The organism is Pseudomonas fluorescens, from assembly GCF_000968015.1.
GTDB lineage: Bacteria > Pseudomonadota > Gammaproteobacteria > Pseudomonadales > Pseudomonadaceae > Aquipseudomonas > Aquipseudomonas fluorescens_W.
In genome coordinates this window covers 58,960-83,211 of the sequence record NZ_LACH01000016.1, presented here as the reverse complement: position 1 = coordinate 83,211, position 24,252 = coordinate 58,960, and the positions used below count along the sequence as shown (strand labels likewise).

General features: G+C 60.3%; 14 protein-coding genes and 1 pseudogene. 5 read left to right on the top strand and 10 right to left on the bottom strand.

All coding sequences use genetic code 11. The features are described from left to right. Positions 1 to 89: 89 nt before the first annotated feature. Positions 90 to 194, top strand: a pseudogene (locus VD17_RS32565) (MgtC/SapB family protein); the annotation flags it as partial. On the opposite strand, the gene VD17_RS31500 reads toward VD17_RS32565, so the two are convergent. After that, complete coding sequence (locus VD17_RS31500) at positions 145 to 354, bottom strand: hypothetical protein (RefSeq protein ID WP_080931987.1); 210 nt, start codon at positions 352 to 354, stop codon at positions 145 to 147. The pseudogene VD17_RS32565 and the gene VD17_RS31500 overlap by 50 nt on opposite strands. 230 nt (positions 355 to 584) lie before the next feature. On the opposite strand from VD17_RS31500, the gene VD17_RS09295 reads away from it, so the two are divergent. The 3 genes from VD17_RS09295 (at position 585) to glgB (ending at position 8,370) form a co-directional block, all read left to right on the top strand. Then, positions 585 to 2,582: an alpha-1,4-glucan--maltose-1-phosphate maltosyltransferase gene (locus tag VD17_RS09295; protein ID WP_046053579.1), complete on the top strand. Its 1,998-nt coding sequence runs from the start codon at positions 585 to 587 to the stop codon at positions 2,580 to 2,582. A gap of 212 nt (positions 2,583 to 2,794) precedes the next feature. Next, entirely contained in the window at positions 2,795 to 6,136 is a 3,342-nt protein-coding gene (gene treS, locus VD17_RS09290) for a maltose alpha-D-glucosyltransferase (protein ID WP_046053578.1), read from the top strand. Positions 6,137 to 6,138: 2 nt separating this feature from the next. Then, positions 6,139 to 8,370 carry a 1,4-alpha-glucan branching protein GlgB gene (gene glgB, locus VD17_RS09285; protein WP_046053577.1) on the top strand — a complete coding sequence of 744 codons (2,232 nt, stop codon included), beginning with the start codon at positions 6,139 to 6,141 and terminating at the stop codon, positions 8,368 to 8,370. Between the two features lie 147 nt (positions 8,371 to 8,517). Here glgB and VD17_RS09280 read toward each other — a convergent pair whose 3' ends face one another. From VD17_RS09280 to glgA, 9 genes are all read right to left on the bottom strand, one after another. Continuing rightward, complete coding sequence (locus tag VD17_RS09280) at positions 8,518 to 9,591, bottom strand: autotransporter domain-containing protein (RefSeq protein ID WP_046053576.1); 1,074 nt, start codon at positions 9,589 to 9,591, stop codon at positions 8,518 to 8,520. 431 nt (positions 9,592 to 10,022) lie between these two features. After that, the gene (locus VD17_RS09275; protein ID WP_046053575.1) at positions 10,023 to 10,823 is read right to left on the bottom strand and encodes an endonuclease/exonuclease/phosphatase family protein; all 801 of its coding nucleotides are present in this window, start codon (positions 10,821 to 10,823) and stop codon (positions 10,023 to 10,025) included. 271 nt (positions 10,824 to 11,094) lie between these two features. After that, a complete protein-coding gene (locus VD17_RS09270) occupies positions 11,095 to 11,853 on the bottom strand; it encodes a PIG-L deacetylase family protein (RefSeq protein WP_046053574.1) in 759 nt (252 codons plus the stop codon). 148 nt (positions 11,854 to 12,001) lie between these two features. Then, the gene (glgX, locus tag VD17_RS09265; protein ID WP_046053573.1) at positions 12,002 to 14,161 is read right to left on the bottom strand and encodes a glycogen debranching protein GlgX; all 2,160 of its coding nucleotides are present in this window, start codon (positions 14,159 to 14,161) and stop codon (positions 12,002 to 12,004) included. Positions 14,162 to 14,276: 115 nt separating this feature from the next. Then, entirely contained in the window at positions 14,277 to 14,594 is a 318-nt protein-coding gene (locus tag VD17_RS09260; RefSeq protein ID WP_046053572.1) for a DUF2934 domain-containing protein, read from the bottom strand. A 21-nt stretch (positions 14,595 to 14,615) separates the two neighbouring features. Then, positions 14,616 to 17,402, bottom strand: coding sequence for a malto-oligosyltrehalose synthase (locus VD17_RS09255; protein WP_046053571.1), 2,787 nt, complete (start codon positions 17,400 to 17,402; stop codon positions 14,616 to 14,618). Next, positions 17,399 to 19,477, bottom strand: a complete 2,079-nt coding sequence (malQ, locus tag VD17_RS09250; RefSeq protein WP_046053570.1) for a 4-alpha-glucanotransferase — start codon at positions 19,475 to 19,477, stop codon at positions 17,399 to 17,401. Before malQ ends, VD17_RS09255 begins: the two co-directional genes overlap by 4 nt. Then, positions 19,474 to 21,273: a malto-oligosyltrehalose trehalohydrolase gene (gene treZ / locus VD17_RS09245; RefSeq protein ID WP_046053569.1), complete on the bottom strand. Its 1,800-nt coding sequence runs from the start codon at positions 21,271 to 21,273 to the stop codon at positions 19,474 to 19,476. The genes malQ and treZ overlap by 4 nt, the downstream gene beginning before the upstream one ends. A gap of 13 nt (positions 21,274 to 21,286) precedes the next feature. Further along, positions 21,287 to 22,873 carry a glycogen synthase GlgA gene (gene glgA, locus VD17_RS09240; protein ID WP_046053568.1) on the bottom strand — a complete coding sequence of 529 codons (1,587 nt, stop codon included), beginning with the start codon at positions 22,871 to 22,873 and terminating at the stop codon, positions 21,287 to 21,289. 562 nt (positions 22,874 to 23,435) lie between these two features. On the opposite strand from glgA, the gene VD17_RS09235 reads away from it, so the two are divergent. After that, complete coding sequence (locus VD17_RS09235) at positions 23,436 to 24,248, top strand: crotonase/enoyl-CoA hydratase family protein (protein WP_033054737.1); 813 nt, start codon at positions 23,436 to 23,438, stop codon at positions 24,246 to 24,248. Positions 24,249 to 24,252 lie beyond the last annotated feature (4 nt).

Genomic DNA, 24,252 nt, shown 5'->3' with positions numbered 1-24,252 from the left:
GAAGATGTCCTTTTTTTAGCAGATTCTTAAGTGTTAGGGCACAGCCGAGGATCATCGTTCTGTGCAACCGATTAATGGTCGACGCGGCCGCCGTGTTGGGGCGAGAGGCGGCGGTGTTCAGTACGTTGCTGGCGTTGGCTATTTTCAGTGTGATGCCGAAGATCGTAAAAATGTTGGAACGCGATTCCCCGTAGGTGTGACAACCACCGGCGGCATGGTGCTCGGCGGGTCTTCGCGCGGTGGCGGTGTGGTGCCGGGGGGATCTTGCTCAGGCACCGGTTCAGGCTCGGTCGACGGAATGGTCGGGCTGTCGATGTTCGGATCAGGCGTTTCGGCAGGGATCGGAATGCTCATGAATTTAGCCTCCAGTGGCACATGGCGTAAGTCGTGCTTAAGTGTGTTGACCACTGTGTAAAGGAATTGATTCCACCGAAGGCCCAGGCGAATCCTCGTGAACTTTTACCGACGCCTGTCGCTCGGAACTTAAGTGAGTTCATTCCGGGGCGGACGGTCCTGCGGGATGGCAATCTTGTTACAAGCCACAGACACAAGAGCGTCCATGGGGCGTAAAGGAGAGATGCTCGATGACTGCTGAAAAACCGACAGAGCTCAACTACAACCCTCATATGCCGCTGTCGCAGGCTTTACTGCTACCGCGCATCGCCATCGAAAACACCATGCCGACCCTCGATGGCGGGCAGTTCGCCGTCAAGGCCGTGGAGGGTCAGGACGTGGTGGTGACCAGCAAAGTGTTCGCCGACGGTCACGACAAGTTGGCCGTGCGAGTGCGCTGGCACGCCGACGGTGACGAGACCTGGCAAAGCGAAGTCATGACTGACCTGGGCAATAACGGTTGGCAGGGCCAGTTCCAGGTCGCGCGCCAGGGTCGTTATGTGTTTTGCATCGAAGCCTGGATCGATCAGTTCGCCAGCTTCTGTTATGAGCTGGAGAAAAAACACGCCGCCAGAGTGCCGATCAGCCTGGAGTTGCAGGAGGGGCGAACGCTGGTCCAGCACGCCGCCGAACGCACCGAAGGGCCGCTGAGTGAACAACTGGCGGCGCTGCACCATGAATTGTCGGGTCTGCTCGAAATCGAGCAGGTCGAGCTGTTTCTGCACCAGCGTAGCGCCGAGCTGATGGCGCTGGCCAATCATCGTGCCTATTTGAGCATCAGCCCTGAGTACCCGCTCGACGTCGAACGGGAACTGGCGCAGTTCGCCAGTTGGTATGAATTGTTTCCGCGTTCGATCACTGACGATCCTGCCCGTCATGGCACCTTCAACGATGTGCATTCGCGGCTGCCGATGATTCAGGACATGGGCTTCGATGTGCTGTACTTCCCGCCGATCCACCCGATCGGCCGCAGCTACCGCAAAGGCCCGAACAATTCCCTGACCGCCGGGCCGGACGATCCAGGCAGTCCGTATGCCATTGGCAGCGAAGAGGGCGGGCACGAAGCCATTCACGCCGAACTGGGCACCCGCGAGGACTTCCGGCGTCTTGTCGCGGCGGCCGCTGACCATGGGCTGGAAATCGCCCTCGACTTCGCGATTCAGTGTTCCCAGGATCACCCGTGGCTGCAGCAGCATCCGGGCTGGTTCAACTGGCGGCCGGACGGCACGATCAAATACGCCGAGAACCCGCCGAAAAAATACCAGGACATCGTCAACGTCGATTTCTATGCCACCGATGCGATTCCGAGTCTGTGGGTCGAGTTGCGCGACATCGTGGTGGGTTGGGTCGAGGAGGGCGTGAAGCTGTTTCGCGTCGACAACCCTCACACCAAACCGCTGCCGTTCTGGCAGTGGCTGATCGCTGATGTGCGGGCGCTGTACCCCGAGGTGATTTTCCTGGCCGAAGCCTTCACCACCCCGGCGATGATGGCGCGGTTGGGCAAGGTCGGTTACTCCCAGAGCTACACCTACTTCACCTGGCGCAACAACAAGTCCGAGCTGGCCACCTATTTCACTGAACTCAACGAGTCACCGTGGCGCGAATGCTTCCGGCCGAACTTCTTCGTCAACACACCCGACATCAACCCGGCGTTTTTGCATGAGTCGGGGCGCGCCGGATTTCTGATCCGCGCGGCACTGGCCACCATGGGCTCCGGTCTGTGGGGCATGTATTCAGGCTTCGAACTGTGTGAAGCAGCACCGGTGCCGGGCAAGGAGGAGTACCTCAATTCCGAGAAGTACGAGATCCGCCCGCGGGACTTCAACGCGCCGGGCAACATCATTGCCGAGATCGCCCAGCTCAACCGCATCCGCCGGCAGAACCCGGCGCTGCACACGCACTTGGGCTTGAAGGTCTACAACGCCTGGAACGACAACATTTTGTATTTCGGCAAACGCAGCGCGGACGGCAGCAATTTCATTCTGGTGGCCGTCAGCCTTGATCCGCATAACGTCCAGGAAGCGAACTTCGAATTGCCGCTGTGGGAAATGGGCTTGCCCGACGACGCCAGCACCCAGGGCGAAGACTTGATGAGCGGTCATCGCTGGACCTGGCACGGCAAGTACCAATTCATGCGGATCGACCCGGCGCATCAACCGTTCGGGATCTGGCGAATCAGCATTTCCTGAGACTGCCTTTGTGGCGAGGGAGCTTGCCTGTGGCGAGGGGGCTTGCCCCCGTTGGGTCGCGAAGCGGCCCCGCTTTTCTTTCAGACACACCGAATCATCCAAATTTACGACTGCTTCGCAGCCGAACGGGGGCAAGCCCCCTCGCCACAAAAGCTCCTTCCCACAAGGGAGTGTTCGACTCAGCGGTAAATTGAATTCAACAGGAGTTTCAAATGGCGAAGAAACCCAAGGCAGCCACCTTTATCAAGGACCCGCTCTGGTACAAGGATGCGGTGATCTACCAGGTTCACGTTAAGTCTTTTTTCGACTCCAACAATGACGGGATCGGCGACTTTCCCGGTCTTATCGCCAAACTCGATTACATTGCCGATCTGGGCGTCAACACCATTTGGTTGTTGCCGTTCTATCCCTCGCCACGGCGCGACGACGGTTACGACATTGCCGAATACCGTGGCGTGCATCCCGACTACGGCACCATGGCCGACGCCAAGCGGTTCATCTCGGAAGCCCACGAACGTGGCCTGCGGGTGATCACCGAACTGGTCATCAACCACACCTCGGACCAGCACGCCTGGTTCCAGCGCGCACGCAAGGCCAAGAAAGGTTCGGCGGCACGGGATTTCTACGTCTGGTCCGATGACGATCAAAAGTACGATGGCACCCGCATCATCTTTCTCGACACCGAAAAGTCCAACTGGACCTGGGACCCGGTCGCCGGTCAGTACTTCTGGCACCGTTTCTATTCCCACCAGCCAGACCTGAACTTCGATAACCCGCAAGTCATGAAAGCCGTGTTGTCGGTGATGCGCTACTGGCTGGACATGGGCATCGACGGTCTGCGCCTGGACGCGATTCCGTACCTGATCGAGCGCGACGGCACCAACAACGAAAACCTGCCCGAGACCCACGACGTCCTCAAGCAGATCCGTGCCGAAATCGACGCCAATTACCCGGACCGCATGCTGCTCGCCGAGGCCAACCAATGGCCGGAAGATACGCAGCTGTACTTCGGCGACACCGACGCCAAAGGCCTGAACGGCGACGAATGCCACATGGCGTTCCACTTCCCGCTGATGCCACGCATGTACATGGCGCTGGCCCAGGAAGACCGTTTCCCGATCACCGACATTCTGCGTCAGACCCCCGAGATCCCGGCCAACTGTCAGTGGGCGATTTTCCTGCGCAACCACGATGAACTGACCCTGGAAATGGTCACCGACAAGGAACGCGATTACCTGTGGAATTACTACGCGGCCGACCGTCGGGCGCGGATCAACCTGGGCATTCGCCGCCGCTTGGCGCCGCTGATGGAGCGCGACCGTCGTCGTGTGGAGTTGCTGAACAGTTTGCTGCTGTCGATGCCCGGCACGCCGACCCTGTATTACGGCGATGAAATCGGCATGGGTGACAACATCTACCTCGGCGACCGTGACGGCGTGCGGACGCCGATGCAGTGGTCGATTGACCGTAACGGCGGTTTCTCCCGCGCCGACCCGGCCAGCCTGGTGCTGCCACCGATCATGGACCCGCAATATGGGTATTTGTCGGTCAACGTTGAAACCCAGTCCGGCGACCCGCATTCGCTGCTGAACTGGACCCGGCGCATGCTCGCCGTGCGCAAGCAGTCCAAGGCCTTCGGTCGCGGCACGCTGAAAATGCTCTCGCCGACCAACCGGCGGATCCTGGCCTACACCCGGGAATTCACCGGGGCCGACGGCAAGCACGAAATCATCTTGTGCGTGGCCAACGTGTCACGTAGTGCGCAAGCGGCGGAACTGGACTTGTCGGCCTACGTCGGCATGGTGCCGGTGGAGATGCTCGGCGGTAACGCCTTCCCGCCGATCGGTCAGTTGAATTTCCTGCTGACCCTGGCGCCTTACGGCTTCTATTGGTTCGCATTGGCGGCGGAAAACCAGATGCCGAGCTGGCACGTGGAACCGGCGCAAAGCCTGCCGGACTTCACCACGCTGGTGCTGAAGAAACGCATGGAAGAACTGCTCGAAGCGCCGTCCCGCGACACGCTGGAGCAGGGCATCCTGCCGAACTGGCTGCAGAATCGCCGCTGGTTTGCCGGCAAGGACGCGGCCATCGAGCAGGTCAACATCGCTTATGGCGTGCGCTTCGGCGATCCGCTGCACCCCGTGTTGTTGAGTGAAATCGACGTCACCAGTGGCGGCCAGACCAGCCGCTATCAGTTGCCGTTCGGTTTTATCTCCGAAGATCAGGTCGGTGCCGCGTTGCCTCAGCAACTGGCCTTGTCTCGGGTCCGGCGCGTGCGTCAGGTCGGCTTGATCACCGATGCCTTCAGTCTCGACACCTTTGTGCATGCGGTATTGCAGGGCATGCAAAGTAATACCGTATTGCCATCCAGTGCGGGCGATATCTGCTTCGAGCCGACGTGGGAACTGGCGAAACTCGGTCTGACCGGGGAATCGGAAGTGCGTTACCTGTCCGCCGAACAGTCCAACAGTTCGGTGGTGATCGGCAACAGCCTGGTGCTGAAACTGATCCGCAAGGTCGCGTCTGGCGTGCACCCGGAACTGGAAATGAGCGCGTTCCTGACCCACGCCGGTTTCCGCAATATTTCGCCGCTGCTGGGTTCGGTGGTTCGCCGCGATCCGGCGGGTGAGGAAAGTTTGCTGATGATTGCCCAGGGCTATTTGAGCAATCAGGGCGACGCTTGGGAGTGGACCCAGAACAACCTCGAACGGGCGCTGCGCGACGAGCTGGCTGACGCCATGTCCGAGCAGGAGCAACACTACAACGCCTTGGGCGAACTGAGAGACTTCGCCGGCATGCTCGGTCAGCGTCTCGGTGAAATGCATCAGGTGCTGGCGGCGCAAAGCGACAACCCGGACTTCACTCCGAAGGTCACCACCCAGAAGGATGCCCTGGCCTGCGCCAAGGACGTGGCGGCGCAACTGGAGCACGCGCTGAAGTTGCTCAAACAGCATCAAAGCGAATTGAACCCGGCAGACAAAGCCTTGGTCACTCGTTTGCAGGACAACAAAAAAGCCATCCTCAGCCATGTTCAGGAGCTGGGCAAAAAAGCCGTTGGTGGTCTGCGCATTCGCGTCCATGGCGACTTGCACCTGGGCCAGGTGCTGGTGATCAAGGGCGACGCCTACCTGATCGACTTCGAAGGCGAGCCGGCGCGGCCGCTGCACGAACGACGGGGCAAACACAGCCCGTACAAAGATGTCAGTGGCGTATTGCGTTCTTTTGACTACGCTGCGGCGATGGCGATCAACGTGCACAACGTCGACAACACGGCTGATGCCCAAGCCGCTCGTCAACGTGTCGCGGATCGCTATTTAAATGAAGCAAGACAAGCATTTGTCGACGCTTATCGGCTGGCGGCAGCTAGTCTTGCTCATGCATGGCAAGATCCGGAAGGCGAGGACGCCGCATTGGCGTTGTTCAGCCTGGAGAAGGCAGCGTATGAAGTGGCCTATGAGGCAGAAAATCGCCCCACATGGTTGCCCGTGCCGTTGCACGGTTTGTATGGGTTATTGAGTGGGCTTAAACCCTTTTCCGATCTTGGTGGAGAGTAGTCATGAGTTTCTCGAACAAGGAACAGGGACACGCTAAAGAAGCGTTGCTGCCCAGATCGCGGGACATCGACGCATTGGTACGCGCCGAACATCACGACCCCTTTGCAATTCTTGGCCCGCACGGCGATGGTCATGGTGGGCAATTCATTCGGGCCTATTTACCGGACGCCTTGAGCGTGCAGGTGCTGGCCAAGGACTCCGGGGAAGAACTCGGCAACCTTGAGGCCACCCAGACCCCGGGCCTGTTCGTCGGGCACTTCGATCGGGCGCAGCCGTATCTGCTGCGAACCCGGTGGGCCGGCGGCGAACAGGTTTCCGAGGACCCTTACAGCTTTGGCCCGTTGCTCGGTGAAATGGACTTGTACCTGTTCGCCGAAGGCAATCACCGCGATCTCAGCGCTTGCCTGGGCGCGCAGCTGAAAACGGTCGACGGTGTCGATGGCGTGCGTTTCGCCGTGTGGGCACCGAATGCCAGAAGGGTGTCGGTGGTGGGTGATTTCAACAACTGGGACGGTCGCCGGCACCCGATGCGCCTGCGTCATCCGACCGGTGTCTGGGAAATTTTCGTCCCGCGCATGCAAGCGGGGGAAACGTACAAATACGAAATCCTCGGTGCCCACGGCATTCTGCCGCTCAAGGCCGACCCGATGGCGCTGGCCACCTCGCTGCCGCCGGACACCGCGTCAAAAGTCGCTTCGCCGCTGAACATCGATTGGCAGGATCAGGAGTGGATGCAATCCCGGGGCGACCGTCATCGGGTGAGTGCGCCGCTGTCGATCTACGAATTGCATGCTGGCTCGTGGCAATGTGAGCTGGATGATCTGGGCGAGGTCGCCCGCCAGTACACTTGGCATGAGTTGGCCGAGCGGCTGATTCCTTACGTGAAGGATCTGGGTTTTACCCACATCGAGCTGATGCCGATCATGGAACACCCGTTCGGTGGTTCCTGGGGCTATCAGTTGCTGTCGCAATTCGCCCCAAGCGCCCGCTACGGGTCGCCGGATGACTTCGCTGCGTTCGTCAATGCCTGCCACCAGGCCGATATCGGCGTAATCCTCGACTGGGTGCCAGCGCATTTTCCAACCGATACCCACGGCCTGGCGCAATTCGACGGCACTGCGCTGTACGAATACGGCAACCCGCAGGAAGGCTTCCATCAGGACTGGGACACGCTGATCTACAACCTGGGCCGCACCGAAGTGCACGGCTACATGCTTGCCTCGGCGCTGCACTGGCTCAAACATTTCCACGTCGACGGTCTGCGGGTCGATGCCGTGGCTTCGATGCTGTATCGCGATTACTCGCGCAAGGCCGGCGAATGGGTGCCAAACCGTCACGGCGGTCGGGAAAACCTCGAAGCCATCGACTTCCTGCGCCATCTCAATGACGTGGTAGACCTTGAAGCCCCCGGCGCGCTGGTGATTGCCGAAGAGTCCACCGCATGGCCAGGTGTCAGCCAGGGCACGCAACAGGGCGGACTGGGCTTCGACTACAAATGGAACATGGGCTGGATGCACGATTCGCTGCACTACATCCAGCAGGACCCGGTGTACCGCGCCCATCACCACAACGAACTGAGTTTCGGCCTGGTGTATGCCTGGTCCGAGCGCTTTATCCTGCCGATCTCCCATGACGAGGTGGTACACGGCAAGCACTCGTTGATCGACAAGATGCCCGGCGATCGCTGGCAGAAATTCGCCAACCTGCGCGCCTACCTCAGCTTCATGTGGGCGCATCCGGGCAAGAAACTGTTGTTCATGGGCTGCGAGTTCGGTCAGTGGCGTGAGTGGAACCACGATCAGCAACTCGACTGGTACTTGCTGCAGTACTCGGAACACAAAGGTGTGCAGAAACTCGTCGGCGATCTTAATCGGCTGTATCGCGAAGAGCCGGCGCTGCATGATCAGGACGACGCGCCGCAAGGTTTCCAGTGGCTGATCGGTGATGATGCAATCAACAGCGTTTACGCCTTCATGCGCTGGAGCAGGGATGGTCGGCCGGTGTTGGTGGTGGCTAACTTTACGCCGGTGCCGCGTGAGGGGTATCGCATCGGCGTACCGTTTGCCGGGCGTTGGACCGAGGTGATCAACAGCGATGCGGCCACTTACGCCGGTTCGAACTATGGCAACAGCGGCGGGGCGTTTACCGAGGAAGAGCCGAGCCATGGCCAGGAACTCTCATTGGTATTGAACCTGCCGCCGCTGGCGGTGTTGATGCTGCGTCCGGAGGGTTGATCTAAAACCGCGTCGCTCCCATCGCGAGCAAGCTCGCTCCCACATTGGTTTTGTGTACGACATCATTCCACTGTGGGAGCGAGCTTGCTCCGGGCGGCGATCCGACGATGGCGTCGGACTGAACAACGCACATCTCAAGTCAGACGCTCACCACCGCATCCGCACACCCAAACTCCCAATCAACCCGTTCAAGTCATTTTCATCCACCGAACTGCTGTAGTCGGCGCTGACGTAAAGACTCACGGCAGGTGTCACTCTGGCCACCAGGCCCAAACCCACTTCGACGGTCGATGAATAGCGGCTGCTGCTGATCTTCTCGACCTGATCAAGGTTCACGGTATCGCTGGTGTAGACCGTGTGCCACACGTTGGTTCGCACATAGGGTTCGACCCCCAGCCCGTTGATGTCGTAACTACCTTTCAACCGTGCACCGACCCGGCCGCTCCAGGACGTCAGATCGCTGGACGAGGCATTGCCTGACCCGGCATACGGGGTGTCCAGGGTAATGCGTTGATTGATCAACTGTGCCTGAGGTTCGACTACCCAGTGATCGCTAAGACCGATGGGGAAACCACCTTCTACCGACAGCGTCACCGCGCTGCCCTCGGTCGCTTGCCGGGCGCCCTGGTCATTGAGGCTATAACCGTTGACCCGGCCGCCGCTGGCCGTCAAATCCACGTGCCAGCCCTGAGGCCCGGTCAGGCTCCAGTAGGCGCCGAGGCTTTGGCCTTCAAGGTTGAGGGTATCGTTGCCGGGATCAGCCAGGGCGCGACCGGTCAGCAGCCCGTTGCTGTTGCCTTGTAACTGAGTAATGCCGCCAACCAGTCCGACCCGCTGGGTATTACCGCTACCGCTTTGCAGAGTCAGGATCGCCGGACCTTTGAATTCGCTACTGCCAGGGATAGCAAATCCCTGAGCCAGAACATCGGTTTGCGCCTGCCGCGAGGCTTGTCCATACACCTGATCCCAGGCCGAAGGCGCAGCGTCTTCGATGGTCAGGCGCGAAGTTCGTGTATCGGAGGCGGCGCTGAAGCGACCGGGGTAGGGGGTGGTGAAGGTGACGGCTGGCAAGGTCATGGCCGGAACATCCTGACGGTACCAAGGCGTGGTTTGATCCTCTGTTGGCCCTGCCTGTACATCCATGGACGAGCACAGAAGGAGTGAACTCGAGACAGCGCAAAAAGTAACTTTGATCTCTTGTTGGGTGAATGAAGTTTTCATGGCGGTCTACCTTGCAATCGCATGCCGTATCTCGCTCTGGCGTCTCTCTCCTACCCTGAATGAGGGGCGACCGAATGTAGTGGGGCAAGCCTCTGGCCGCCCGATTTCGCGGGAGTCTGGGGGGGTGCCCCGGGTGATATTTCCGGGGGTAGTAACGTGAAGCTAAGAAGAGCGATGCCACTGCGTCAAGAAAATGAACGATGAGCGGTATGGCTAATTTGGCCTATGCAACTAATTGTTTTTTGGCGCTTATCTAAGTTCTTGTTTGTACGAAAAATCATCGCGAAACCCGCGAATCAGAGCCGCTCGCCAGCCGACAGCCGGTCTTCGAGCGGCCTCTGTCCAGCTAATTCGCTGACTGATTCTTGCTGTTTATTACTGTCAATAATGAGGCTGAAACCGAACATTCGTTTCGGTTCGCTGTTGAACCGCTACAGATGCACTTCCACCGCTAACGGCAAGTGATCCGACAAATGCGTCCAGGGCTTGTGCCCCAGTATTCGCGGCTCATGACTGCTGGCATTGCGCAAATAAATTCGATCCAGACGCAGCAGCGGGAAGCGCGCCGGATATGTTTTGGCCGGGCGGCCGTGGTGACGCTCGAAGGCTTCATGCAGGTAGTCGCGTCGGGCGAGGGCGGTGTTGCCTTGCAGCTGCCAGTCGTTGAAGTCGCCGGCGATAATCACCGGCGCATCGTCGGGCAAGGATTCGAGCAGTTGGCACAGTAGCTGGAGCTGCAGCTGGCGATGGCTTTCCAACAGACTCAAGTGCACGCAGATTGCGTGAACTTCAGTGTGCCCCGGCACATCCAGAACACAATGCAGCAGGCCGCGGCGTTCGGGGCCGGTGATCGAGACGTCGAGGTTGCGGTGTTCGCGGATCGGGTATTTCGATAACAGGGCGTTCCCGTGGTGACCGTTGGGGTAGACCGCGTTACGACCGTAGGCGAAGTCGCTCCACATGCTGTCGGCCAGGAACTCGTATTGTGAGGTCTGCGGCCAATCGTTGTAGCGAGTGGAATGGCGGTCGTGTTCACCGACGACTTCCTGCAGGAACACCAGGTCCGCCGACGTACTGCGTACCGCTTCACGCAGTTCCGGGAGAATGAAACGCCGGTTGAGTGCGGTAAAACCCTTGTGGGTGTTGACTGTCAGCACTCTCAGTCGATGAATCGCCGGGGGCGTGTTCAATGGAGATGATTCGACGGCCTGCCACTTGGAATCACTGGTCACGTTCACTCCTTTGAATCAGGGCTGCTTATGTATGCGACTGATGCAGCGGCGGGCAGTTCAGAGTGATTCGTCGTAACAACCGTTCACCGAAAACTGTAGCAGCTGTAGCGGCTGTCGAGCCTGATGCGAGGCTGCGTTCGGCTGCGAAGCAGTCGTCATCCAGAGCATGGGGTTTGTCTGACACACCGGGTTGCCGGGTTTTACGACTGCTTCGCAGCCGAACGCAGCCTCGCAGGCTCGACAGCTGCTACAGGCTGCTACCTGCGCTACTTCAGACGAAGACAATTTCGTAGGGCAACCGTATCCGTTCCAGAAGCACCGGGGGTAGCAGCGGGGCAAGGCCGATGGCCGGCTCGCCGTCGAGCTGGCTGGCATAGGCGTGGGTCGCGTGGCTTTTGCGCGCGACGGTCCAGGTGTCCAGGCGAACCTTGCGCGCGCGATGCCAAGGGATGAGCCCTCGATCACGCGTTGGCCAGTGCCAGGCCCAGACCGGTACTTCGTTGAACGCCGCCCCGACCATTGCCGCGGCCTTGGCGCTAGCCCGGCCGACGGTGTCATGGTCGACAATGCCATCCTCGCGCCAGGTGCTGAACACTACATCCCCGGGGCGTAGATAACGGGCAATGAACTGAGTCATCTGAAATTCCCGTTCGGCCAGGGCGTTGTCGGTGAAGCCGCCACGAATCCACTTCAGGCTGTGCATCGGCAACCCGAGCCGGCGCAAGGCTTCGAGGCTTTCCTGGGGACGGAACACGCTCAAGCGTTTCTCCGACCACTGTTGCGAGCCCGGATGGCTGGCGCTGCCGTCGGTAATCGAGATCAATTGCAGGGGATGCCCCAGGGCACTGAGCAACTGCAGCAGGCCGCCGCAGGTCACGACTTCATCGCCAGGGTGTGGGGCAATCACTACCGCGCGTGCGCCGGCGGGGACCAGGCTCTGAGTACTGATGACAGGAATGTTGTCCAGTTGCGGGGCGCTGTTCCAGATTTGTACTGGCGGGGTGCTTTCACTGATGGAAACCGATTTCATGGCTACGTCCTTGTTCTCGTTGATAGCAATGTGCGGCGCTCCAAACCCTGGATTGCCGCGAGCAGAGTATTGCTCATGTCACGCTATTCGTCGCCTCGATGCTCCATTCAGTACGTTTTTTTATCTGAGTTACCACTGAAGGTCCATTTCACTCTTCTTCCTCATGCTGCAATTCGAACAGCAGCAGCGAACGACCGGTGACGGAATATTCGTGCCCGAACTCGAAGCGTTCCTGCCCGCGAATCGACGGTTGATTGGTGTCGATCATGCACGTCCAGTGACCACCGTCTGGCACTTCCGGCAAGGTGAAGTTGACGATGTCGTGGTGCGCGTTGACCACCAGCAACAGGGTCGCGTCACCGCCCTTGCGGCGGATACCGGTTTCCTGGGCACGGCCATCGAGCAGCATGCCGAGACAGCGGCCATGGCCTTCCTCCCATTGTTCGGTGGACATTTCGCTGCCATCCGGCGCGAGCCAGGTGACGTCCTTGACACCGATGTCCTCGTTGTAATTGCCCACCAGGAACCGGCCGCGACGCAGGATCGGGTAGGTCAGGCGCAACTTGATCAGACGTTTAACGAACTTGAGCAGGGCCTTGCCGTCTTCGCTCAGGTCCCAATTGACCCAACCGATCTCGCTGTCCTGGCAATAGGCGTTGTTGTTGCCCTCCTGAGTGCGGGCGAATTCGTCGCCGGCCACCAGCATCGGCGTGCCTTGGGACAGCAGCAGCGTGGCAAAGAAATTGCGCATCTGCCGCTGACGCAGCTCATTGATCTCGGGATCGTCGGTCGGGCCTTCGACGCCGTGGTTCCAGGACAGGTTGTTGTTGCTGCCGTCCTGATTGTTCTCGTCGTTGGCTTCGTTGTGCTTGTCGTTGTACGACACCAGGTCGTTCAGGGTGAAACCGTCGTGGGCGGTGACGAAGTTCACCGAAGCGTATGGCCGCCGACCACGCTGATTGAACATCTCGCCGGAGGCGGTCATGCGACTGGCGAAGTCTGCCAGTTGGCCGTCGTCGCCTTTCCAGAACGCACGCACGGTGTCGCGGAATTTGTCATTCCACTCGACCCAGCCCGGTGGAAAGTTCCCGACCTGATAGCCACCGGGGCCGCAATCCCAGGCTTCTGCAATCATCTTCACCTGGCGCAGCACCGGGTCCTGACGGCAGGCGACGAGGAAGCTGTGACGTTCGTCGAAGCCATCGTGGTAGCGCCCTAGAATGGTCGCCAGGTCGAAGCGGAAACCGTCCACGTGCATTTCCGAAGCCCAGTAGCGCAGGGAGTCGGTAACCATTTGCAACACGCACGGGTGACTCAGGTCCAGGGTGTTGCCGGTGCCGGAATCGTTGATGTAGTAGCGCTTGTCGTCGGGCATCAAGCGGTAGTAGGAGGCGTTGTCGATGCCGCGCATGGACAGGGTCGGGCCTTGTTCGTTGCCCTCGGCGGTGTGGTTGTAGACCACGTCGAGGATCACTTCAAGATTGGCTTCGTGCAGGTGCGCAACCATCTCCTTGAACTCGGCGATTTTGCCGCTGGCCAGGTAACGCGGGTCGGGGGCGAAGAACGCGATGCTGTTGTAGCCCCAGTAATTGGTCATGCCCTTGTGCAACAGGTGCTGGTCGTTGACGAAGGCATGAATCGGTAGCAATTCCACCGTCGACACGCCGAGCTTGCGGATGTGTTCCAGCACGTCATCGACCATCAACCCGGCGCAGGTGCCGCGCACGTTCTCGGGGACGGAGGGGTGACGCATGCTGATGCCGCGCAGGTGGGTTTCATAAATGATCGTCTTGTCCCACGGGACGCTGACCCGTTGATCATTGCCCCAGGTATGGGCCGGGTCGATCACCTTGCACTTGGGCACGAACGGCGCACTGTCGCGCTCATCGAAACTCAAGTCCGCGTCGGGGTGGCCGATGGTGTAGCCGAACAGGGCTTCGGACCATTTCAACTGGCCGACCAGTTGTTTGGCGTAGGGGTCGATCAGCAGTTTGTTGTGGTTGAAGCGATGACCGTTCGCCGGGTCGTACGGGCCGTAGACACGGTAGCCGTAGATCATCCCCGGATGCGCGTCGGGCAGATAGCCGTGGTAGATCTCGTCGGTGTATTCCGGCAGTTCGATGCGTTCCAGTTCGACCTCGCCGGCATCATCGAAGATGCACAGCTCGACCTTGGTGGCATTGGCGGAAAACAAGGCAAAGTTGACCCCCAGGCCATCCCAGGTCGCGCCCAGCGGGAAGGGCAAGCCTTCACGGATTCGCGAGGCCTCGGCTTGAGGTTCTGGCGCGGCTTTCTTCGGACTGGTCATAGGTGCTCCTGCAAAAAGGGGGACAATTCTTGGCTCTGGTTTTTTTTGAGGGCGAGCGAGCCCTCGGTGGCGAGAAAACCCGCCACGAGGTCAATCAGGTCAAAGGTGAGAGGCGTCAGACAGCGGGCGGTTTACGCGCTGCTCGAGGCTTTTTCTCGTTGGCTTTTTCGCCCGGCGGGATGACCTTGGAGGCAGCGGCGGGCTTGGCTTTGGTTTTTGGCACCGCTGCCTTGCCATTGGCTTTGCTGGCAGGGGCCTTGGTGTCGGCAGCTTTGCTGCCAGGCGCTTTTGGCGATTTGCTCGGAGCCAGGGCTTCGGCTTCAGCCAGTTTGCGGGCCATCTCCCAGTGGCGAGCGTCCTGGCCCTCAGGTTTTCCTTCCGATTCCCAGATCTGATAGGCGAATTCGCGGATGCGTTTATCGTTGGTGCTCATCGAAATACTCCTGAACTGAACTCAAGTATGGGTAGTTTGGATAAATAGATTGATCGGGAAATTCACTAGCGCGTCGCTGATGTTCAGCTCCCTTTGGTGTGTGACTGTCGTGCTTGAAAAAAGTCCCTTCAAATTTTCATCAGGGGCGGTGAACGGTAATTTGACCCGTGTATCGCCCCACAGCGGCGCGTCAATTCGAGGTTCGGCACTGTTTTTCAGCAGTTCGGCGCAGCGTATCGGTACGATCACGATGGCGCGTTTTCCTTCCAGCGAGCGAGCAAATGCGAGCACCCGGTGAGCCTGGCTGCCGACGACTTCAAGGGCTTGATACGTCCCTCGCCGAAACAGCTCGGTGTGCTCGCGCCGAAGATTCAACACCTGCGCGATCAGCGCTTGTTTGATGCGCCCGTCGCGCCAGTCAGCCAACAACTTTGGCAGTTCCAATGGCGTCTGCATCGACTGCTGACGGCTGGCGTAATCCACCGGCCGGCGGTTGTCCGGATCGACCAGCGAGAAGTCCCAATACTCGTTGCCCTGATAGAGGTCCGGTACGCCCGGCACTGTCATGCGCAGCAAGGTTTGCGCCAACCCATTGAGTGCGCCGGGGACGGCGATGCGTTGGGCTGCTTTGCCGAGGGCGGCGCGTAGCAGCTCACCTTCGGGGCTCAGAAGCAGACGTTGCAGGAATTGCTGAACGGCTTGTTCGTAAGCCTCGTTTGGCGCGCTCCAGCTGCTTTGCAACTTGGCTTCGCGCAAGGCTTTCTGTTGCCACTGCCACACACGTTGTGTGTAGTTCTCCAAGGCTGCTTGATCGTCACTGCGCAAATCGAGCGGCCAGCTGCCGAGAAGCGCTTGATAGAGGACCAACTCATCGCCCGCAGTCGGCATCTGCTCGTCGTCGCGCAGGGGGCGGGCGAGGGTCCGCCAGAGCGAGACTTGCTCGGCGTACCAGGCACTGCGCTCGCTCAGCACCGCCAGGCGCGCGCGGGTGTCTTCGCCGCGTTTGTGGTCGTGGGTCGCGGTGGCCAGCAAATTATCGGGGAACGCTTCGAGACGGTTGATGCATGCCGCATGGAAATCGGCCACCGGCGCGCTGAACTGCTCGGTGCTGAAGCCCACGTCATTGCGCGACAGCAACGTCGCTGAGCGATAGAACGCGGTGTCCTCCACAGCCTTCGCCGCCGCTGGTGACGTCAGTTGCTGAAAACGCACACAAGCATGCTTGAGCATCTTGCGCGGCCGGCCCAACGGGCGTTTGCGCCACGGTTCACCCCCCAGCCAGCTGGCCAGGCAATCGAGCACCGGCCAGTCGGCCTCGCCGAGGGTTTGCCTGGCACCGTCCATGGCTTGCTGGAAAAACACATCGTCTTCAGCGGAACGCCCCCGAGGACTGATATAGGTGCGGTACACCGGGAAATGCACGATCAGTTCCTGCAACGCCCGACGAATCGCACCAAGAGTGAGGTCGCGGGTCATCAGGTCATCCCGGGCCACTTGCAACAGGGCCTGGGCGACGCTTTCGAAGTCTCCGGCAAGGGAGCCGTTGAGGATCTGCTGGCGGGCCAGTTGCGCTTCCTGACGGAAATCGGCGGGCCGTTCGCTGTGACGATTCCACAGTTCGCCCAAGGTATCGGCGCCTTCCGGAGCGTGTTGCAGCAGCGACAACTGATTCATGAACTCGTAACCGGTGGTGCCATCCACCGACCAGTCGCGGTGCAGGGTTTCACCTTCGCCGAGGATCTTCTCGACGTAGATCGGCAGATGCCGATCCGGCGACAGGCTGTCGACCCGCCGCCGCAATTTGCGGCAGTAACCCCGAGGGTCGGCGAGGCCGTCGATGTGGTCGATGCGCAGACCGTCAACCAGGCCTTCGGCCACCAGCTCGAAGATTTTCGCGTGGGTGGCTTCGAACACGGCCGGGCGTTCGACCCGCAGGCCGCCCAGTTCGTTGACATCGAAAAAACGCCGCCAGTTGATGTCATCTGCCGCCGTGCGCCAACTGGCCAGGCGATAGCTTTGGTGTTCAAGCAATTGGTGCAGGCGCTGGAAACCTTCGGCGGTGAGCGAATCGTAAGCGCTGAGGTTTTGCTGGATGGCCTGCAGAATGGCCGGGTCATTGGCCAGTTCACGCAGCTCTGCTTTCAGAGGCATCGCCAGACTGTGGGCGTCGGTCTGGTAGCTCAAGGTGCTGAAACGGTCTGCCAGCGACTTAAGCAATTCGGCGGCCAGCGGGTCATCGGTTTTGAGCAGTTCGCCGTAATGGGTCGGGCAGATCGGGAAGTGATGCTCATAGTGCTCAACATAAAACGCGCCCTTTTGCGCATCGAAGCGCAGGGGCAGGGTGCCGTCCTGCAGGGCGATGCCGTAATCGCTGCCAAGGAAGGGCAGCAGCAACTGGCCTTCCATCAACGGGTCGGGTGAATGCCACTGGATATCGAAGAACTCGCCGTAAGGGCTCAGACGTCCCCATTCCAGCAAATCCTGCCACCAGGGATTATCGCCACCGCCGACCGCCATGTGGTTGGAGACGATGTCGAGGATCAGCCCCATGTGCTGCTCGCGCAATGCACTGACCAAACGCCGCAGCGCCGCTTCGCCGCCCAGTTCCGGGTTGACGGTGGTCGGGTCCACGACGTCGTAGCCATGCATGGAACCGGCGCGGGCGCTCAGCAGGGGTGACGCATAGACGTGGCTGATGCCGAGGCTGGCGAAGTACGGCACCAGCGGCACCGCATCGTCCAGCGTGAAGTCTTTATGAAACTGCAGCCGCAGGGTTGCCCGCAGCGGTTGGATAAGCGTTTGCTTCATTGGTCACGCTCGGCCGCCTGAAGTCGCGCACAGGCGAGCAGTTCCAGGCGCCGGGCGGCGTCCGGGTCATCAAGCAAGGCTTCACTGTCGCCGGGCAAGCGTCGGGACCAGTTGGGGTGCGTGTCGGTGGTGCCGGGCAAGTTGGCCTGCTGCTCGATGCCCAAGGCATCTTCCAGCGGCAGCAACACCAGCGGCGCACGGGTATGACCGAGGAAACGTATCGCGGCGTCGAGCACCTGATCAGTTTCATGGGACTCTTCGCGAAAGTTCTGCGGGTCCTCGCTCAACACCCGGCGCAGGCCTTCACGCTCGCGTTCGCGATGATGACGCCATTCGATTTCACCCGGGGCGTCGACCAGGCCCAGTCGGGCGTTCCAGTCGATATCGTGGCCATGCCACCAGCCATTGATCGTTGGCAGGTCATGGGTGCTGGTGGTCGCGAGGGCGTTGTCCGGCCAGTCGAGAATCGGTTTGAAGTGTGTGTTGTCCTGTTCGAACAGCAGCACGCGCATGCCGAGGATCGAGCGGGCGATGAGCTTTTCGCGCAGACCGTCAGCCACCGTGCCGAGGTCCTCACCGAGGACGATGGCCTGATGCCGATGGGACTCGAGGGTCAGCAAACGCAGCAGGTCGTCCACCGGGTAATAGAGGTAGGCGCCGTCGGCGGGTGACGCGCCATTGGGGATCACCCACAGCCGTTGCAGGCCCATGACGTGATCGATGCGCAGGCCCCCGGCGTGGGCAAAATTGGCGCGGAGCATTTCGATGAAGGCACGAAAGCCATTGCGCACCAGACCTTCAGGCGAGAACGCGGAAATCCCCCAGCCCTGCCCGGTGCGGTTGAGGATGTCGGGTGGTGCACCCACGGTCAGCGAGGCGAGCAATTCGTCCTGACGACTCCAGGCCTGACTGCCACCGCCATCGGCGCCCACTGCGAGATCGGCGATCAGGCCAATGCTCATGCCCGCGCTGCGGGCGGCGGTTTGTGCGCGTTCCAGGCAGCGGGTGATCAGCCATTGGCAGAAGGCAAAGAAGCCGATGCGTCCGGCGTTTTCTTCGGCAAATCCGGCCAGGGCCGCGCTGCGCGGGTTTTGCCATTGCTCGGGCCACTGCCGCCAGTCGAGACTTTCACCCTTGGCGGCGCGGGCTTCTTGAATGGCTTCAAAACGGCAGTGGTTTTCCAGGGCTTCGCCAGCGGCGTGGCGGAAGCTGCTGAAGTCGGCATGCAACGGGTGTTCGCCCTGGACAAAGCCTTCGTACAACGCCTGCAACAGGCGATGTTTGGCTTCGGCCGCCACCGGCCAATCAATCAACGGCAAGGCTTCGAGGTGCTTGAGTTCTGCTGCCAGGCCGGTGGCATCAATCGCGGTCCGCAATGCTCGATCACCCAGGATCGCGCCCGGTGCGGCGTACAGACTGTTGAGAAACAAGCGGCTGGACGGCGAATACGGGCTGTAACGCTGGGTGTCGCTGCTGAACATCGCGTGCAGCGGACTGATCGCCAGTGCTTCCGCACCGCGTTCGCCGGCCACGCGGGCCAGGTCTTCCAGCGCCTGGGTATCGCCGAAACCGCCATCGCCCGGACGACGCAGCGAGTACAGCTGCACGCTCAGGCCCCAGGTACGGGGGATCGGACTGTCGACGGCATCGCCGACGCTGTAGCAGCGCGTCGGTGCCACGGCCAAGGTAAATGCCTGCCCGTCGATGCTGACGTGCTGATAGCCGACCGGGATCAGGCCGGGCAGTATCGCTTCGGCATCCAGTTTCAAATTAAGTCGCGAGCCATCTTCAAGGTGGATCTCGCACGGTGTTTCCGGCTCAAAGTAATGCGCCAGGCTCAGGCCGACACCGACGTCTGCGGTCAGCAGCGGCGGCAGGTGTCGAGTCTGTTGCACCTGCTGCAATTCCAGCAGGCTGGCGTCGATTTCCTGGGCGGTGCCGGCCGGGTGGCCGAGTCCGATGAGGACGTTACGCAACACCGATGGAGCGACTTTCTGTGGGCGGCCGTTGGCGTCGATCCAGTCGACAGCCAGGCCAGCTCGAGTGGCCAGTATTTCCAGTTGCGCGTCGCTCATTGGCGCTCTCCATCCGGGGTTAGCAAAGGGGCTGCGGCCGTGAGGCTGACTAGCGCGCAATACGGGGCAAGTGTGCCCTGATCCAACAGACCGGCTGACTGTGGCGGGTATTCGAACAACAACAATGAAGCGTCGGCCTGTGGGGAGTGGACCACTAGCGTGTCGCTGAGGTTCAGGTCAATGCGCAGCTGACTGCCATCGCCCAGTCGCCAGCGCGCCGTTACCGCGCCGGTGGCCAGCACCTCGGCACCCAATGCCTGAGCACCGGGCAGGCGGGGAATGATCTGCTGATGGCGGATCTGCAACAGTTGGCGATACAGGTCGTGCATTGCGGACTGTCGGGTTGAGGTCAGCTCGGGGCGTGACGCCTCAAAGGTCTGGCGCGCGTTGGGGTCGGGAATCCGCTCGCGTGTGTGCGGATCAGCAAACGCGCTGAAGGCGGCAAACTCGTTACGTCGTCCCTCGCGGACCAGCTCCGCGAGTTCACCGTGATGGCTGGTGAAGAACAGGAACGGTTGCTCGGCGGCGAACTCGTCGCCCATGAACATCAGCGGGATCATCGGTGACAACAGCAGTAATGCAGTGGCTGCCTTGAGCGCATCGGGGTTGGCCAGTTGATGCAGTCGTTCGCCCAAGGCGCGGTTGCCGATCTGGTCGTGGTTTTGCAGAAACAGCACGAAAGCACTGGGCGGCAAATGACCGCTGGGCTCGCCACGGGTTGTACCGTGACGGGTCACGTGGCCCTGAAACACAAAGCCCTGGCTCAGGCATCGCGCCAGTTGCTCGGTGGGGTTTTGCGCATAGTCGGCGTAATAGGCATCGGTTTCGCCGGTCAGCAGCACGTGCAAGGCATTGTGGCCGTCGTCGTTCCACTGCGCGTCGAAGCCTTGTTCCAGCAGACTGGCCTGGTTGTGTTCGTTCTCTACCGTCAGCCAGACATGACGCGCCGGATCGATTTGCTGGCGAACCTTTTGCGCCAGTTCCTGAAGAAAGTCAGGGTCTTCGATGGCATGCACCGCGTCCAGGCGCAAACCATCGAAGCGGTACTCCAGCAACCACATCAACGCATTGTCGATGAAGAAGTCCCGCACCTCGCGCCGCCGGAAGTCGATCGCCGCGCCCCACGGGGTGTGCTTGTCTTCGCGGAAGAAGGCCTTGGCGTAGCGATGCAGGTAATTGCCGTCCGGGCCGAAGTGGTTGTAGACCACGTCGAGAATCACCGCCAGGCCATGGCCGTGGGCGGTGTCGATCAGGTGTTTGAGTTGTTCGGGAGTGCCATAGGAGGCTTGGGGCGCGTAGGGCAGAACCCCGTCGTAGCCCCAATTGCGATCACCGGGGAACTGCGCCAGCGGCATCAGTTCGATCGCACTGATGCCCAACTCCACGAGGCGCGCCAGGTGCTGCTCGACTTCGCTGAAGCCGCCGAGCGCACCGACGTGCAATTCGTAGATCACCGCCTCATTCCACGGCCGCCCGAACCAGGTGCTGTGTCGCCATTGATACGCAAGTGGATCGACCACCACGCTGTGACGGTCGATATCACCGGCCTGCGCGCGGGAGGCCGGGTCGGGCACCGCAAGCTCCCCGTCGATGTTGAAGCGGTAACGCGTGCCGGCGGGGCAGCGGGTGTTGATCACGAACCAGCCATCTGCCTGGGGCAGGAGTGGCAAGGACTGTCCATCTTCCAGTTCGACACTGACGTAATACGCATCTGGCGCCCACAAGGCAAAACGCGTGTGCTCTGCGTCCAGCATGATTGCGCCGTGGGGCCAGGTCTCAAGGGTCCGTAACGGCATCTTTGAAAACCTCTTAATGTTTGCCCGATTTACCCAACGCCTTAGTGACAAGCTGTTCGTAGAGTTCGGCGTATGGTTCGACCGCCTTGCACCAGTTGAAAGGCGCGGCCATGGCCCGGCAACGCATGGCATTGAGCAGGTCGGGGAAGGCAAAAACCTTGAAGGCCCGGCTCAGGGCTTCCTCGTAGCTCTCGGCCGTGGATTCGTCGAACAGGAAACCGGTCACGCCGTTTTCAATGGTGTCGGCCAAACCCCCGGTGTTGCGTGCAACCGGCAATGAACCGAAGCGCTGGGCGTACATCTGGCTCAGCCCGCAAGGCTCGTAACGTGAAGGCATCAGCAGGAAATCACTGCCGGCGAACATGCGACGGGCGTCGGTTTCGTTGAAACCGATGCGCACGCCGATCTGACCTGGAAAGCGCACGGCCAGCTCACGCATGGCTTGTTCTTCTTCCGGCTCGCCACGACCGATGATCGCGATCTGCCCGCCAGATTTGACGATGTACTCGGAGACGGCTTCGGTCAGGTCCAGGCCTTTCTGATAGACCAGTCGCGAAACCACGGCGAACAGCGGACCTTCGCTATCGTCCAGGCCGAACAGCTCACGCACGTGGGCGGCGTTGACCGCTTTGCCTTCCCAATCGCCAATTTTGAAGGGGCAGAACAGGTGCGGGTCGGTGGCAGCGTCCCAGCTTTCATCGATGCCATTGGGAATACCACTGAGCAGGCCTTGCTGGGTCTTGGCGGCAAGAAAGCCGTCGAGACCGCAGCCGAAGGCCGGGGTGGTGATTTCCTGGGCATAGGTGGCGCTGACGGTGGTGATGTGGCTCGAATAAGCCATGCCGGCCTTGAGGAACGACATCTTGCCGTAGAACTCCATGCCTTCCTGTTGCAAGGCATGCAGGGGAATACCCAGTTCCGGGCACGAGCCAAGACTGGTAACGCCCTGGTAGGCGAGGTTATGAATGGTGAACAGCGTCGGGGTGCGCTGACCACGCCAGTGCATGTAAGCGGGTGCCAGGCCGGCAGGCCAGTCATGGGCGTGCACCAGGTCCGGGCACCAGTGAATTTGTGCAAGGTTGGCGGCGATGTCGGCGGCGGCCAGGCCCAGGCGGGCGAAACGGATGTGGTTGTCCGGCCAGTCGCGGCCGTTGTTGGCACCGTAAGGCGAACCCTCGCGCTCATAGAGCTCGGGGCAGATCAACACGTAAATGACCAGACCATCGGGCATGTCCATGCGCCCGATCTTGCAGGGGGGCAACGCGGCGTGACCACCGAGTTCACCAATGATGTGAATCGGGTTTTCGCTGTGCAGCACTTGCGGGTAACCGGGGATCAACACCCGCACATCGTGCAAGTGAGCCATGGCTCGCGGCAGCGCTGCGGAAACGTCGCCCAGACCTCCGGTTTTCACCAGATCGGCGATCTCCGAGGTGACGAACAGCACTTTCTTCTTGTTGGGATTCTGACTGGCCACCGGTGTCAGCGTCTTGGTGCCTGGGACGCTGATCGATTGGTGACTTGGAGCGCTCACGGCGCTCGTTTCGCCGACCTGCTGATGAGCACGTTCTCCCTGAATATCTAAAGCCGCACTGATCATATGAATCTCCCGTGTTGTTGATCTAATTCTTAGGTCTGGCACAAACGGTGTTTCGTGGCCAATTCCTGTGGCCGGGCGCAAACGCGCTACGCATCGGTGAGCAAGCGCTGCCAATACGATGAAGCAGAATGGCTGTAGTGATCGTTGCAAGGATTGCACCAGTCGCAACGCCCCTCCTTTTAAGCTGACCCGTCACGCCCGGCAAAAGTTTCGACTTTCTTTCCGCTTTGTGACCGACCGGTTTCGCCCCGCGGAGCTGAGTCTAGGCCAGAACTTAGAGCGGTGGAGACCAGATGGCAAAATTGTTCGACAATCGGTTTAAAGAGGTACGGACGTACCGCCTGGAGGGAGAAACGCACCGACGAAGGGCATGTTTTTTGACCGTTTTGGCTCAAAAAAAAGTCGAGATGTCACATGAATGTGCGATGCACGGCAAGGCTTGCGCACCGTTATGGTGCGCGTCGACCAGTCCCGTCTTTGGCCGAACCGCTGCCTTACGGTCCGCCTTGATGCCTTGTTATAGTCCGGGCCTCATTTTCTGCCCGGTAAAAGGATCACTGCCATGTCTCAGTACACTGCGTTCACCGTCGAACTGGCCGATAAAATCGCCCATGTGCAGATCAACCGGCCGGAAAAAATCAACTCGATGAATGCCGCGTTCTGGAGCGAGATCATCGAGATTTTCCAGTGGATAGACGACACTGACGAAGTCCGGGTAGTGGTGCTCAGTGGTGCGGGCAAGCATTTTTCTTCCGGTATTGACCTGATGATGCTGGCCGGCGTGGCCAATGAACTGGGCAAGGACGTGGGTCGTAACGCGCGCCTGCTGCGTCGGAAAATCCTCGCCCTGCAAGCGTCTTTCAATGCCGTCGACAATTGCCGCAAGCCGGTACTGGCGGCGGTTCAGGGTTATTGCCTGGGCGGCGCCATTGATTTGATTTCGGCTTGCGACATGCGTTACGCCGCCGAAGACGCGCAATTCTCGATCAAGGAAATCGACATAGGCATGGCCGCCGACGTTGGCACTTTGCAACGCTTGCCGCGGATCATCGGTGACGGCATGCTGCGTGAACTGGCTTACACTGGTCGCACGTTCGGTGCCGAAGAAGCGCGTGGCATGGGCCTGGTCAATCGCGTCTACAGCGACACCGCCAGCCTGCTCGACGGTGTCATGGGCATTGCCCGCGAGATCGCCGGCAAGTCGCCGATTGCGATCACCGGCACTAAAGAGATGATCAGCTACATGCGCGACCATCGCATCGATGACGGCCTCGAATACGTCGCCACCTGGAACGCCGCCATGCTGCAATCCACCGATCTGCGCGTGGCCATGGCCGCCCATATGAGCAAACAGAAACCCGAATTTCTGGACTGATTAA